Annotated in this window: 15 protein-coding genes; 2 read left to right on the top strand and 13 right to left on the bottom strand. The window is 56.0% G+C overall.

Annotation, left to right across the window (positions count from 1 at the left end):
• Positions 1–90: 90 nt before the first annotated feature.
• Entirely contained in the window at positions 91–1,041 is a 951-nt protein-coding gene (locus tag WD071_RS14065; RefSeq protein ID WP_368049026.1) for a hypothetical protein, read from the bottom strand.
• On the bottom strand, positions 1,041–2,573 hold the full coding sequence (locus WD071_RS14060) for a cytochrome c (RefSeq protein ID WP_368049025.1): 1,533 nt from the start codon (positions 2,571–2,573) through the stop codon (positions 1,041–1,043). The genes WD071_RS14065 and WD071_RS14060 overlap by 1 nt, the downstream gene beginning before the upstream one ends.
• Positions 2,574–2,815: 242 nt before the next feature.
• Here WD071_RS14060 and WD071_RS14055 point away from each other — a divergent pair, with 242 nt between their 5' ends.
• Positions 2,816–3,337 (top strand): copper resistance protein CopC, encoded by a 522-nt coding sequence (locus tag WD071_RS14055; RefSeq protein ID WP_368049024.1) that lies wholly within the window; start codon positions 2,816–2,818, stop codon positions 3,335–3,337.
• 12 nt (positions 3,338–3,349) lie between these two features.
• On the opposite strand, the gene WD071_RS14050 is transcribed toward WD071_RS14055, so the two are convergent.
• The 6 genes from WD071_RS14050 to WD071_RS14025 all read right to left on the bottom strand — a co-directional run bounded on the left by WD071_RS14050 (position 3,350) and on the right by WD071_RS14025 (position 9,625).
• On the bottom strand, positions 3,350–4,342 hold the full coding sequence (locus WD071_RS14050; RefSeq protein ID WP_368049023.1) for an ABC transporter ATP-binding protein: 993 nt from the start codon (positions 4,340–4,342) through the stop codon (positions 3,350–3,352).
• Entirely contained in the window at positions 4,332–5,375 is a 1,044-nt protein-coding gene (locus tag WD071_RS14045) for an ABC transporter ATP-binding protein (protein ID WP_368049022.1), read from the bottom strand. Before WD071_RS14045 ends, WD071_RS14050 begins: the two co-directional genes overlap by 11 nt.
• A complete protein-coding gene (locus WD071_RS14040) occupies positions 5,372–6,265 on the bottom strand; it encodes an ABC transporter permease (protein ID WP_368049021.1) in 894 nt (297 codons plus the stop codon). The genes WD071_RS14045 and WD071_RS14040 overlap by 4 nt, the downstream gene beginning before the upstream one ends.
• The gene (locus tag WD071_RS14035; RefSeq protein WP_368049019.1) at positions 6,255–7,202 is read right to left on the bottom strand and encodes an ABC transporter permease; all 948 of its coding nucleotides are present in this window, start codon (positions 7,200–7,202) and stop codon (positions 6,255–6,257) included. Before WD071_RS14035 ends, WD071_RS14040 begins: the two co-directional genes overlap by 11 nt.
• A gap of 3 nt (positions 7,203–7,205) precedes the next feature.
• Positions 7,206–8,888, bottom strand: coding sequence for an ABC transporter substrate-binding protein (locus WD071_RS14030; RefSeq protein WP_368049017.1), 1,683 nt, complete (start codon positions 8,886–8,888; stop codon positions 7,206–7,208).
• 101 nt (positions 8,889–8,989) lie between these two features.
• Positions 8,990–9,625, bottom strand: coding sequence for a hypothetical protein (locus WD071_RS14025; protein WP_368049016.1), 636 nt, complete (start codon positions 9,623–9,625; stop codon positions 8,990–8,992).
• 582 nt (positions 9,626–10,207) lie between these two features.
• Here WD071_RS14025 and WD071_RS14020 point away from each other — a divergent pair.
• A complete protein-coding gene (locus WD071_RS14020) occupies positions 10,208–10,657 on the top strand; it encodes a hypothetical protein (RefSeq protein ID WP_368049015.1) in 450 nt (149 codons plus the stop codon).
• A 46-nt stretch (positions 10,658–10,703) separates the two neighbouring features.
• On the opposite strand, the gene WD071_RS14015 is transcribed toward WD071_RS14020, so the two are convergent.
• The 5 genes from WD071_RS14015 to rimI all read right to left on the bottom strand — a co-directional run bounded on the left by WD071_RS14015 (position 10,704) and on the right by rimI (position 14,063).
• A complete protein-coding gene (locus WD071_RS14015; protein ID WP_368049014.1) occupies positions 10,704–10,988 on the bottom strand; it encodes a hypothetical protein in 285 nt (94 codons plus the stop codon).
• Positions 10,981–11,523, bottom strand: a complete 543-nt coding sequence (locus tag WD071_RS14010; RefSeq protein WP_368049013.1) for a topoisomerase DNA-binding C4 zinc finger domain-containing protein — start codon at positions 11,521–11,523, stop codon at positions 10,981–10,983. The genes WD071_RS14015 and WD071_RS14010 overlap by 8 nt, the downstream gene beginning before the upstream one ends.
• Positions 11,524–11,556: 33 nt before the next feature.
• Positions 11,557–12,693: a histidinol-phosphate transaminase gene (hisC, locus tag WD071_RS14005; RefSeq protein WP_368049012.1), complete on the bottom strand. Its 1,137-nt coding sequence runs from the start codon at positions 12,691–12,693 to the stop codon at positions 11,557–11,559.
• 45 nt (positions 12,694–12,738) lie between these two features.
• Positions 12,739–13,545, bottom strand: a complete 807-nt coding sequence (locus tag WD071_RS14000; RefSeq protein WP_368049011.1) for a hypothetical protein — start codon at positions 13,543–13,545, stop codon at positions 12,739–12,741.
• A gap of 83 nt (positions 13,546–13,628) precedes the next feature.
• A complete protein-coding gene (gene rimI / locus WD071_RS13995; protein ID WP_368049010.1) occupies positions 13,629–14,063 on the bottom strand; it encodes a ribosomal protein S18-alanine N-acetyltransferase in 435 nt (144 codons plus the stop codon).
• Between the last annotated feature and the right edge of the window lie 73 nt (positions 14,064–14,136).

Below are 14,136 nucleotides of genomic sequence, written 5' to 3'. Positions count from 1 at the left end.
CCGGACAACTTTCCACAAGAAAAGCTGCCCGGGGGTTGATTATCGCATGGCAGGACCGTCAAGCCGGAACCATGCAAGCCATATCAGGCCTTACGGATTAACGTTCACCGTCACGTACTGATCATGATACAGGCCACCGTCGTCAGCCCGGCCCCACAACACGTACTGACCCGGCTCCTCGAATGTCACCGTGACCTCATACACACCATCTTCAGGGATGGGTGGTGGCGTCCAGTAAGCCCCCCAGGGCGAATTGGCGCTGGCGCGCGTATCTTCCCAGGGTTTGACCTGCTGGGGAGAGAACGTGGCTTTGCCCTCACCACGGTAGACGTTCCAGGACATGAACAGACCATTGGTTTTACCCACGGTGATACGTGATGGCGCATCCATGAAACGTCGCATCTCCGAACTCGCTGTACGACTGGCCAGGGGGTAACGGAAATTACCCACGTTGCCAGGTGTGGGCAAACCGTCGTCTTCAACCTGCGCACGCAGTGTCAGTGGTTCACCAACACGAACATTACGGATGGTGTCGCCGATCACCGACAATTGCGGCGGCGTATTGGCACGTGACTCGGGGGTACTGGTGCCCGCACCCAATGATCCGGTTTCCGACGCGATCACCACGTTGTCAACCACATAGTCCTTTGCCAACGTGGCATAGGCGGTGCGGGTTTCACCGTTGGACGTGATTGTCCAGGCCAGCTCTTTGTCACCCCAGTCAGCCGGTACCTGCACCTTGAAGGTGAAACGGTTGCGGCGTGGCAGAAAGTGCGTAGGCTGACCACGATCAGCCTCGCCTGGCGAGAAAAAATTGTTCTCGCCCACCGGGATATCCAGCTCCTCTTCCCAGTTTTCGTTGTGGTAACCGAACAGGAAACTGTAGGTGCCATCGTCGTTCTGTTCCCAGCCTTCATAGGCCACTTCTATGTGTTGTCCCTTGCGATAGGTCTGCGCGGATGCAGCCGCAGACCACAACATCGTCACACTCAGTACAGTTGCCAGGGCAACAGAGCAGGTTTTTCCAAAACGTACCAGCATTACTCTACCTCCGCCCGGCTGATCATTGCTTCCGGCATTTTTTCTTTTTCATCGTCAGTCACTGTGAGGTAGTTGATCATTGCCTCGGACATTTCTGCTTTGTCTTCCTCTGTCAGCTCGATCGGCGCCACCAGCGGTGCCAGACACAGCGGACAACCAATCACATGGTCATTGGGCCCCAGATCCAGGTTTTTACGGCGGTTGGTCATTTCCTCAAGGAACTGATCTTCCGTCATGCCAACGCGCATACCCAGGTCAATGAACATATTGGTCACCGAACGATTGCCCGAGCCCTGCCAGTTGCGCGAATCAGGCACATTGGAGTTGGTCTCGGTGTTGTTCATGTAACCGGTGATGTGCAGGACAGTGCCTTCGGGCAGCAATGGCGCCGAATTCTCATCATAGGTGTAACCGCGTACCCAGTTGTGGTCGTAGCCAACGCAGGACAGCGTTTCCACGGTATAACCCCAGATTGCTTCCAGACACATGCGCTCGCCCGGGGCATGCAAATGCGGCTCGAAAGTGACAATTTTGGTGGGCTGATCCAGCACGGCATAGGCATGCAGCTGCTGATTGTCCTGATTACCGGTGATGCTGATGTCCACACCGTTACCCAGACCAATGCTGACCGGCCGATACTTGGGCTCGTAGCCTACCGGGTGGAAACGGAATCCGATCTCCAGGTGTCCCGTGGTATCAACCCCGGTGGCATGCAGGTGCACTGAGTTGGACACGACGTGTGAGTTGGCGCGCAGCAAACGGCCACCGTCCTGGTCAAAGATGTCCGGGTTACGGGCAATCTCATGCACCGGCCACGGTACCTGAATGCCTTCAGCCGTGCCGTCTTCGTTGAATACCTGAGTACTCCAGATCATGTGGTGAACGATATTCCGACCACCGACAGTGCCGCCTGCGGCAACCATGTCCAGGTCATTCACTTCGCGGATCTCCACCGATTTGACATATCGGTCTTCTTTCAGGCCGGTCGGGATGCTGGGAATATCACCCCACCAGTCCGGCGCGGTGCCTTCCACTGTGATGTCCTCGGTGCGCACGATCAGGTCCGGCGTACCGGCCGTCCAACGGGTACTGTCATCAAAGTCCAATGGCTCCGGCGCATCTGCAACACTACCTTCCGGCACGCCATTGCGCGCCCAGGAGGAAATCCTGGCCAGCTCTTCGTCGGTCAGTGAGGGATCCTGCTTGTACTCCTGAATGCCCACATCTTTTTCCGCGTACCACGGTGGCATGGCGCCAGCGCGATCACGCAGGTGGGTACGGTATTCGATCAGACCCGCGTAAGGCACAACCTCGTCGTAGGACACCAGCGACATCGGTGCCACGCCTTCAGGGCGGTGACAGCTCTGACAGCTGCGCTGCAAAATAGGCGTAATATCTTTGTGAAAGGTTACTTCTTCTGTCGCTGACTGTGCAGATACGCTTAATGGCAACGCAATACCCGCAGCGGCAACGAGCTTGATGGCCCAACCCATGACGGGTGCACTTCGATGGGAGATTTTCAGCATCCTCACGGGACACCTCCTTTGTTGTTGTTACTATTGACGGTTTGATTGGAGCATGAAAATACGGTTGCCGTCTTGCTGATTAATAACAATCTCTGACGGATTTCTGAAATTGCGTCTATTTCGTTCAAATTTCATCAGGCGCCAGCTACGCAGTCCTGGCCCGGCGTGTTATAAAGTGATCAAGTCATCACTATGCCCTTATCGATACAATAATCAAAGCATTGACGCAATTCAGGACACCTGCAGTAATGAAGATTCAACACAAGACAAAACACCGGAAAGCCCTCGCAACCGCTGTTTTTCTAGGCGCCATGACCCTGCTCTGGTGCGGCAGCGCCTCTGCCCAGCACTACTCCCACACCTATCGTTATACCGGTGACGTGGAAATAGATCATATCCCTGATCATGACGAAATTCTGCCGCAGGCACCTGACAACCTGATTTTGCGTTTCAGCGCGGGGGTTACTCTGGTCAAACTCATCATGAAGGATGCTGAGGGCAAGGTGATCAACCTCAACTTCAGATACAACCCCGTGGCCAATCGGGTGTTTATCTGGCCCCTGCCGGATCTGCCCGGGTCTGATTATTATGTGGTTGACTGGGGTGTTATCGACCCTGAACAAAAGCTGATGTCAGGTCAGTTCCTGTTCTCCGCCGGCCCCGATGCCGTGCTGCCCAGCAGTCTGGTCACCGAGGAAGATGAAGAGCACATCATGGTGCCTGACTACCGACTGATAGAACCGGGAAGTTTTCTTGGGCCGGGGCAATAACCCGGATCCGCGTCATCGCAGCGGGAAATGGCAGGCAACATAATGATCGTCGGCAACCGGCTGCATCATCGGCACTTCCTCGGCACAGCGCGCCTGCGCGTATGGACAACGGGTCCGAAAGCGGCAGCCCGACGGCGGATCGGCGGGAGATGGCAGATCACCTTGCAGCAGCGGTGCATCGTCGATTGAAGCGTCGTCCCGGGCCAACGGATCCGTGTCGGGAATCGAGGCCAGCAGCGCGCGCGTGTACGGGTGTGCCGGTTGTGCGTAGATGGCTTCGGTATTGCCGATTTCGCACAGCTTGCCCAGATACATCACAGCGACCCGATCGCTGATATTCTTCACCACAGCCAGGTTGTGCGCGACAAATACCATGGTCAGGTGGTAACGCGCCTTCATGTCCTCCAGCAGATTCAGGATCTGTGCCTGTACCGATACATCCAGCGCAGAGACCGGCTCATCGCAGATCAGTACGTCAGGGTCCAGCGCCAAAGAACGCGCAATGCAGATGCGCTGACACTGACCACCAGAGAACTGGTGCGGGCGGCGATCACCCACACTGGCGGCATCCAGCCCTACAGCCTCCATCACCTCATCGACACGCTCCCGGGCGTTGTCACGTGCCCAGATGGTCAAACCCTCGGCAATGATATCTCGTACCCGACGGCGCGGATTCAGCGATGAAATCGGGTCCTGAAATATCATTTGCAGCCCGGTGCGGGTCTGCCGCAATGGCTCGCCGGCAAGACTTGTCATGTCCTGTCCGCGAAACCACACACCACCCGAGGTGGGCGGCGGCAACTGCATGATCGCACGGCCTACTGTGGATTTGCCGCAGCCCGACTCACCCACCAGACCCAGGGTTTCGCCCCTGGCAACATCAAAGCTGACATCCGTCACTGCCTGCACGGTTTTTTTGCCCATGGCAAAATTGACACTCAGATGCTCGACACGCAGGACAATGTCGTCGCGTTCGCGCAATTGACAGGGATTACTATCTGCCATGGGGCCGTCCTCCCGGTATTGTTGAGACGGGGAAAAAACAGGCGTGCTGGTGATCCGGGGCATCAGCCACCGTCACCACAGGTGGTGTCTGCTCCCGACAGCGCGGCTGAGCGTACTGACAGCGCGGGGCAAACGCACAACCGGGTGCGGGATCAATCAGTTGAGGCGGACGTCCCGGAATAGCCTGCAAGCGGGTATGGCTGGGATCATTGATGCGTGGAATGGAGTTGAACAGGGCCTCAGTGTACGGATGCTTCATCGAGGTGAACAATGTATTGGCGGGCGCATACTCGACCACCCTGCCCGCATACATCACGGCAATGTGATCGGCCCGGCTGGCCACCACGCCCAGATCGTGGGTAATCAGAATCATCGCCATGTGCAGCTCTCGCTGCAGTCGGGCCAGCAGATCAAGAATCTGTTTTTGAACCGTCACATCCAGTGCCGTTGTGGGCTCATCAGCGATCAACAACGACGGGCTGCAGGCCAGGGCAATAGCGATGACAACGCGTTGCCGCATGCCACCGGACAACTGATGAGGGAACTGGTCAATACGCCCTGCCGCATCAGGAATACCGACGGATGCCAGTAATTCGATGGCACGACTGCGTGCCTGTTGACGATCCAGACCCAAATGCAGTCGCAGTGGTTCCGTCAACTGCACGCTCAAGCGCAAAACGGGATTCAGCGCGGTCATCGGATCCTGGAAAACCATCGCCAGGGCCGGGCCACGCAACAAACGCAGCTGTTTTTCCGGCAGCGATGCCAGATCCCGTTGCGCGCCACCAGCAGTCTGAAACAGAATTTCTCCACTGCCACCGGCCAGGGCACGTTTGGGCAACAACCCCATCAGTGATCGAGCCATCACGCTTTTGCCGGAACCTGATTCACCCACGACCCCCAGCGTCTGCCCGCGCGCCAGAGAAAAGCTCACATCCTCTACCGCATGCACCAGACCATTGCCGCTGTGCAAACGCACAGTCAGGCCGTTGACCCGCAGCAAAACTTCCCCGTGACTGCCGGCATCAATCATAGGTTGGACTCCCTGACATCAAACCGGCTGCGCAGTCGATCGCCAACATAATTAAGCGAAAGAACAGTGAAAAACATGGTTATTGAAGGCACCAGTGCAACATGCACTGCTGTTGCCAGATGACGCTTGCCTTCCGATATCATCCCGCCCCATGTCGGCTGCGGCGCTTCAACGCTCAAGCCCAGAAACGCCAGCGCGCTCTCAACAATAATGACCAGCCCCATGGCAACCAGACCATAGGCAAGCACCGGCAGAATCACATTGGGCAATACCTCGCGCAGCAGAATGCGCAAGGTGCTCGCGCCCATGGCCCGCGCCGCCAGCACATATTCGCGCTGCACCACTGAGAGGGTGTTGGCCCGGGCAACCCGGGCATAAGCGGGAATCCACAAAAAACCAATGGCTACTGAGATGGCGGCCAGGCTCTGACCAATAAAAGCAACCAGCGCCAGCAACAGAACCAGCCAGGGGAAGGCCAATATGACATCCAGCACCGCCATCAGGCCACGTTCAAAATGACCTCTGAAATAGCCTGCCAGAATACCCAGAGTGCCACCTATCACCATGCCAATGGACACGGCGGTCAATGCGATTACCACCGATACCCGGGCGCCATGGACCAGACGGGCAAGAATGTCACGGCCCAGACCGTCGGCACCCAGGATATTGGTCGTCAACGGTCCGTTAAGGCGGTTGGCAATGACCGGATCTATCGGATCTCTGACCGGCAGCCAATCGGCAAACACGGCGCATAATGCGACCAGCAGCAACCAGCCAGCAGCAATCCAGAACCCGGGCCCGAAGCCCCGCCCGAATACCTGCCTGGCAGCTGCGGAGAAACCCTGCGCCCGGCTGCGCACAACACTGCTGTCAGCGACCTTACTCCGCATAACGCACCCTCGGGTCCAGCAGTGAATAGCATAAATCCACAAGAAAATTGACGACCACATACGCGGTCGCAATAAAGAGAACAATGCCCTGCACCATCAGCAGATCACGCTGCAAAATCGACTGATACAGCAGCCGGCCAACACCGGGCAAAGCAAAAATTTCTTCCACGATGATGGCACCACTGATGACGCCCCCCAGTTGCAGACCCACCACCGTCATCAAAGAGAACGAAGACGGCCGCAAGGCATGACGGGTCAGGATTAACCAGTTGGGCAAACCCTTGGCGCGCGCCAGCGTGATGTAATCCTGCTGCAGGGTGTCAATCAGGTCGGTTCGTAACAGACGCATGTACAAAGCCAGTTCAATCATTGCCAGTGACATGGCCGGCAGTATCGCGCTTTGAAGATTGCCCGCGGGTGACTCTGACAGAGGCACCCAGCCGGTGGCAGGGAACCAGCCCAGGCCAACGGCGAAAACAAGAATGAGGAATATCGCCATCATGAAACCCGGCACCGACATCAGCGCAAAACCGAGACCACTGATGCCGCGGTCCAGGCGACTGCCAGCAAAGTAGGCAGACACCATGGCCAGCGGTATGGCCAGCGTCAGGGCGATGACAATTGCCATCGTGCCCAGCTGAATGGTCACCGGCAGTCGACTGAGAATGGCATCAGTTACTGCCTGGCCGGTCATCGGCGAGCGGCCCAGGTCGCCACTCAGCGCACTGCCCAGCCAGTCGAAATAACGAATGACCAGCGGCCGGTCCAGGCCCAGCTCAAGCCGCAGTTGTGCCACCGCCTCAGGTGACACGCCGCCGGCACCCAGAATCATCACCGCAGGATCACCTGGCAGCAAAGAGACCAGCATAAACGTGAAGAAGGAAACCGCGAGCAGCGTGCCTATCAACCACGGTAGCTTTCTGGTCAGTAGTCTCACGCTTTATTCACCCACTGCCTGCTCGGCCTGCCAGGCCTCATCATCCAGCATCCATACTTGCGCCCAGCTTACCTGGGCCACCGGCATGCCATCACCGGGCGTGCCATCCGGAAAGGTCCATCCTTTTATATTGCGAACCCGGGGCTGCACCGCCACTGCGGCCGGTGTTGAGCCGGTCCAGGTGTTCGGAACCTGTTCCGTAAACAACATCATGATATCTTCGACTGCCGCGTAGCGCTTGTCGAACTCAGGCTCCAGGCGCAGCACTTCTATTTTCTCGTCGAGCAGAGGGTGGGTAAAGTTTGTGTAATTCAGCGGCTGGATGTCGGGCGGGCCAAAATCGCTGGTCATGATTGTATACGGGTCCTGTTCATTGCTTGAGCGCCAGCAGGTGATCATGTAGTCGCCGCTGATAGCACTCTGGATCTGGGTCGCCTGTTCAATTTGCCGCAACCTGACATCCACTCCCACTGCCGTCCAGAACGCCTGGTACATCTGTGCCAGGTCAATCAGGCTTTGTTCCGGCAGGCACATCATCTCCACTGACACCGGGTCTCCCGGATTCAGACCATCCGAGCGTTGCGGATCATTCATGTAATCCTGTAGCAGCTCGCGCGCTCTTTGCGGGTCTGCCTGCGGCCAGGCTTCTGCAACCCGGGGTGAATACCAGACGTTGTTTTCATTGAAGTATTGCGTTTGTACCGGCGTGATACCCTTGCCACCCAGTACTTCAATCAGGGCCTCGGGATCCAGCGCCCAGGCCAGTGCCTGACGTACCCGCGCATCATCCACAGGCGGCATCTGCGCATTAAAAATGGCGCTGCCACTGCTGTTGCCCACTTGTTCATAAAGGTGAATATCCGACAGGCCGCGCAGTCTTGCCACGATATGCTGCCTCAGCGTCTGAATCACATCCATGTCATCCGATATCAGGCTGGCCAGACGAGCATCCTCATCCGGCAGTGGCCGGAAGGTGATGCCATCGAGATAGGGCAAGCCCTCCTGCCAGTAGTCATCGTTTCGCTGCAGCTCCATACGGTCGTCACGACGCCACTCTACCAGCTCAAACGGTCCGGTGCCGACCGGATACAGCCCCGCCTCATCACCCAGACGCTCAACGGCTGTCGGTGACACGGGCCACCCGACGGCACGGGTCAACATGTCCGGAAATGGTACAATGCCCTGACTCAGATGATAAACAACCGTCAGGTCATCAATGACCTCGACACTTTCTACATCGCGAATAGAGCCATATGTCACTGAACCCTGTCGTTTGTGCAGGTTGTCGAAGTTCCACTTGATCGCATCGGCGTTCAACGGGGTTCCGTCGTGAAACAGCACGCCGGGACGCAGACGCAGCGTCCACTCGTCAAAAGCATCATTGGGTGTAACTGATTCAGCAAGATAAGGACGAAAACGCCCCTCGTGGTCCAGTTTTATCAGGGGGTCAAACAGCGCCATGGCAACGGTGAGCGCGGCTGGCGCGACATGATTGCCTTGACCGGGCAGCCAATTGTTGGTCTCCCCTTCCAGCGCGACACGCAGATGGCCACCATACACTGGCGGACCCGGATCAGCCGGTGGTGTATTGTCCCCCACAAGGGTGGTGTCGCTGCCTGGGGAGCAGGCCACCGCCAACGTGGTGATGACAATCAGAAGCCAGGCAGGTTTAAGGATATTTGGCACACAGTTCCCCGTCTTATTATCAAGTTTGCTATCCGGGCATCGCAGCCAAACTTAACAGTAAAACGGTTTCCGTGACAAGCGGGAAGCGCGCGCAGCTGCGCTCAGTGCAAAGTAGCGTGCGGTGGACGGACAAGGCCACCAGCAAAATCGGGATGAAGAAGGTCTGTCTGTTTTACCATCAGCAAATCGTGGCGCACCAGTTTGTCGTATTCACCAACTGATACCACGTCAACTTCTTCCAGTAATACACACACCACGTCCTCGCCATCCATATCCACCACTACGCAGCGTTTGAAACCATCAACAGTATTCAGCGAGGCGAAACTGCCAATATCGCAGGCCTGCGGGGGATAACGACCCACCGAATTATTCAGCATGCCATAAGACGAGTAGGCCGTACCAAAACCGGCCGCTGCCACCACATGGATAATTTCGATGATTTCCGGATCAGTCAGATCAACACGTACCGATTCCGCAACCGGGGCCGCATCGCCCTGCTGCTGGCAGGTAACCAGTTTCAGGAACAGACTCATGTCATCCTGATTCCACTCCAGCATTTCTTCACGCTCGGAGCGGGTACTGTCGGAAGAGAAGCTGACCACACTGGTCTCGATGGTCAGGTCGTTGCGATCGTCTTCTGACTCGAAGGGCACAACCATGGACACCATGCAGAAGCCTTCACTTGATTCTGCACTCAGGCGCCAGAGAAAAGGAATATTGCCGGAGAGTTCAACCATGATGCTTAAGACCCACGAAAAAGCTGGTAGTGGTACGATAGCACTTGTGCCCGGATTGCACCAGTGGAAATCCGGCTCGCGCTTTGATGACAAAGCACTATATATGGGCACGGGGGTAACATTTCAAGACCCGAAATGGGTCATCCCTTCTCATTTCGCGACATCAATGACACCAGCCACCGAACGATAGCAAAAAAACCGAAGATGACTGTTGACGGCACTCGACGACTATGGTCGTTTTTGTGTTCAATGTTGTCCACAGAATCTGTGGATAAGTCTGGTGATAACTTGAAAAGAAAAGCCCAAAGCACCGGTAAAATGGTAGCTTGAGTTAATTTGATCAAAATTTAACCAACTTATTTATTGATATTTTTCAATGCTTTAGCATATTTTTAGGCGTTAATTTTAAAATTCGCAAACTTTGACACAATTGATTGACAGTCCTGACACCGATGTGCATAAAACCTGTTCTTTCTCACAGGCGACTGCAATTGATGCCGTTTTCTCTATGTTTTTCCAAGGGTTTTTTTGACTATAATACCGGGCAACAACCAACTGGCCAAAACGGATGCAATCCGCCCCATGAAACGCACTCTGATTATTCTCACTGTCATCGGCTGCCTGGTCGTTGCCGCCCTGTTCTCCCGCTCCCTGTATCAGCAGGATGCAGCGGTGGAACAAAGCAGTGAACTGGTGATGATGGTAACCACCGACTTCCTGGTCAACTGGGATCCGGAAACGGTCAGAGAACATGGCAGTGCCGAACTGCTTGGCAGAGAGAGTGCAGACCAGTTACAGCGACGTTACCTGCCAATGAGTCGACGTTTGGGCGCATTGCAGGAAATTTACGACATCAAGTACGAGGTTGACATTCCCGGCTGGTGGCAAGGCGAGGCGCCAGCCAGAGCCTCTTACAGCATGCTCGCGAGATTCGAATCCGAAGTGGCGACAGTCAGCGTTCAACTGATCCGACAAGGTGATCGCTGGCTGATCAGCCACTACAATATCGAGCCACCAGCCATAGCCGCGTAATGCCTCGCTTCAAAGCCCTGTCAATTGCCACTTACCATTGCCAGTTCTAAGAATCATGATCTTTGCTGGCATTATCGCGTGATGCCGATGGCGCTGAACCCGGCAACAACTTACGCCACATCAGGCCAAGACCTTTTATCAGTAATACCAACATCATCGCTGCCAACATCGCGGCCAGCAACACCAGCGCACTGCCAACCAGAAACCAGAGCAGCTCCGCGCCGGGAATATTGTAGGAAACCGCCAGCGCGTAAATCGAGCCCAGCGCAATGATCACTCCGCCGATCACGGCCCGGTTACGACGTGAAATTCTGTATCTGGATTTACTCAAAATCTGGTCCTTTTGGTTTGCCACCGATGTCCGTAAAACTTTCCGTACACAGGGGATACTGGCTACAACCCCAGAACATACCATTTTTACCGCGCCGTTGTTTCAGCAGATGACCGCAGCGGGGGCAGCGCCAGGCCGCCGCCGGCTTGCCGTTGGCATCGGGCAATGTCACCTTGCAACCCTTATTGTACCCGGTGCAGTACCAATAATCGTCACGCGCCGATCGTGCGCTGACATCGTCTGTCGTGGCATCAGGCTTTGCTTTGGTCTGTGCGTGCACCAGTGGCCGCGTACACACCGGACAGCGATAACGTTCATCAGGCGTATCCGACGGATGCCCATTCAGGTCATAGAGTTTTTTATCGCACGCCGGGTAGGTGGTGCAGCCCCAGAACGGCCCCATCTTGCCGATGATGCGACGCATAGGATTGCGACAGCGCGGGCAATAGTACACTCGCTGCGTGATGGCTGCACCGGCGTCCTCTGTTGATGCCGGTTTGTCCGGTTCTATGCCGTCAAACAGATCTGCACACATGCGTTTCGCCTCGATGTCAGATCTGATTTCCGCTCAGACCTGCGTCGCGTCGTCAGATTGTTGCTGTGCCTGTTGCAGTCGCGACTGCAGACTTTGCAACAGCTGCGTATTTTCCTGCGCTGTGCCCACTGTGATTCTCAACTTGTCACGCAAGCGTGGCTGATCAAAGTATCGCACCAGAATGCCATCATCCTTCAACCCCTTGTATAGCTGCTGCGCAAGTTCTTCGCCACTTGTGGGTGATGTCGGCTCACTGTCGGGTACAGTAGCCAGCACAAAATTGCTCTCGCTGGGAATCACGGCAAAACCCATGCTGTTAAGCTCTGCGCTCAGACGTCCACGTTCGTCACGAACTTTCTGCCAGTTCACTGCTGCCTCGTCACGGGCAGCGAGTGCCGCCGTCGCCAGATGCTGGGACAAGGCATCAGTATTATAGCTGTCCCGGGTTTTATAGAGCATCGGCGCCAGCAGGGACGCAGAACCAATGCCATAAGCGAATCGCAGCCCCGCCAGCGAATAGCCCTTGCTCATGGTACGCAAAAACATAACATTGTCGAATTCGTGCACCAGTGGCACCGCATTGTAGTTGCATAGCGGGTCAATAAAATCGACATAGGCTTCATCAATGACCAATACACCCTTGAATTCCGCAGCGATTTCGCGCAAACGGGACACCGGCAACAATTGTCCGGTTGGCGCATGGGGATTGACCACGAATGTCAGTCTGGTGTCGGCCGCATTCAGCTGTGCGGCAAAATCCCGGGGCAGTGACCAATCCTTTTCCAGATTAACACGACTGACCTTACAGCCCTGCACCGCCGCCAGCACGGGGTAGAGCGAGTAGCTTGGCTCGGCCATCCCCAGAGTCTGCCCCGCATCCACAAACGTAGTAATCGCCAACCGTAACAATTCGTCACCACCATTGGTCGCCATGATGTTATCGCGGGACACACCATGGGCGGCCGCAGCGACATCCCTGAAGCCATTGGCAAAGGGTTGTGGGTAACGGCGCAACTCGTCCACGCGAAGATTCTTCAGAACCTCAGCGACCGACGCAGTCGCCGGATACGGATTCTCATTGGTATTGAGCTTGATCACCTGCTTTTGAGCAGGTTGCTCGCCCCAGGTGTATCCCGCCATTTCACGGATGTTCGGTCTTTCGTAAGTCATACTCGGCTCTGCCTGTTATCGACTGAATCTGGTTCCTGTGTTCATTTACGGCACATAGGTCAATGTGCGGTTGGTCCAGCCCCGGCGCCAGCGTTCTTCACCACGCTCCGTGGGGGCGTTGGCAATGCGACGCGCCAACACCTGCTGCGCCGCTCCTGCAAACTGCTCGAGCACCTTGCCATCATCGACGGTGGCTGACATGGTTTCCAGTACCTGCAGCAAACCCCAACCCTGACCCTGATAACGTTCGCTGACGGCAGTGCCCTCGCCTTTGAAATTGACGTAATCAATCAGCGCATACATGCCATGTGGCACCTCACTGTTGGCGACACGATAGAATTTATCAGCTATGACATCGGGCTGATCGCTGGCAGCCATCAGGGCCGACAGGCTCCGCGCCATGCGACGGACGATAAATTCAGCCTGAATGCCCCGGGTCTCGTTGAGAAACACACGCAAGGCTTGCATGCGGGGACTGTCAATATCGGCCAGAAATGCGTCGCGATCGGGCCACGGCGACGCCCAACCGGGCAAACCGGCAATCCACTCCGGCAGATCAACGCCACGTGCCACATAATAACCCAGCAGATCCGGAAAACTCTCCACGAACCGCTCTTGTTGGCCCTGGCGGTACCAGATAAAGTGCCCAATACCCAGGGATGGAAAATCCTCTCCGACATTCCAGCTGGTCAGGCATGACAGCTGACGGTTACATTCATTCTGAAATATCTGGTCGGCAACCCAGTCGGCCTGCGACGCGCTCAGCGCCGGTATGCGCTCATCACCCCATACCTGAGCGGACATCACCAGCAGCACCAGGGCTGCCAGCAGAGTGCCTGCACTTTTGTACATTCTGTACCTCATAAAACGGCCTTTCACATGCCACACCGGCCGGCACCGGCAATGGTAAAGTGGTCTGGTCAAGCGTAACCCGGTCAATCGAGCCGGCAGGAAAGAATCAAAGCGTCTTCCCGAAACGAGCTGCCTGGCTCGCTAGGGTAATAGTGCCTGCGTTCACCCACCTGCACAAACCCCACTGAGTAATACAATGCGCGCGCAGATTCATTGGAGGGGCGAACTTCCAGAAAGCAGGTATCCGCTCCCAGCTTGCGTGCTTCCGCCAACAGATGTTGCAGTATGCGCCGCCCGTAAGCATTGCGCCGTGAGCCAGGATGCACGCATAAAGTCAGCACATGACTCTCGCCCACGGCGGCACTGAGCACACCGTGGGCGAGTATACGATCACGGGTCGCCAACACCCAGCACTCATACCCTGCCCGCAGGCAATCCAGAAAAATGCGCTTGCTCCAGGGGTTGGGATAGGACACTTCTTCATTGTGCACCACGAAGTCGAGATCGCTGGGCCGCATGCGACGGCATATCACCTGGCTTGGGTCAGTCATTGTCTGAAACATTGAATCTGCAAAATTGTCCTGTGCGAAA

Origin of the sequence: Pseudohongiella sp. (genome assembly GCF_040877505.1) — a bacterium.
In the GTDB taxonomy this organism is placed as follows: domain Bacteria; phylum Pseudomonadota; class Gammaproteobacteria; order Pseudomonadales; family Pseudohongiellaceae; genus Pseudohongiella.
The sequence above is the reverse complement of the archived record's forward strand: the minus strand, read 5'-3'. Positions and strand labels throughout refer to the sequence as shown.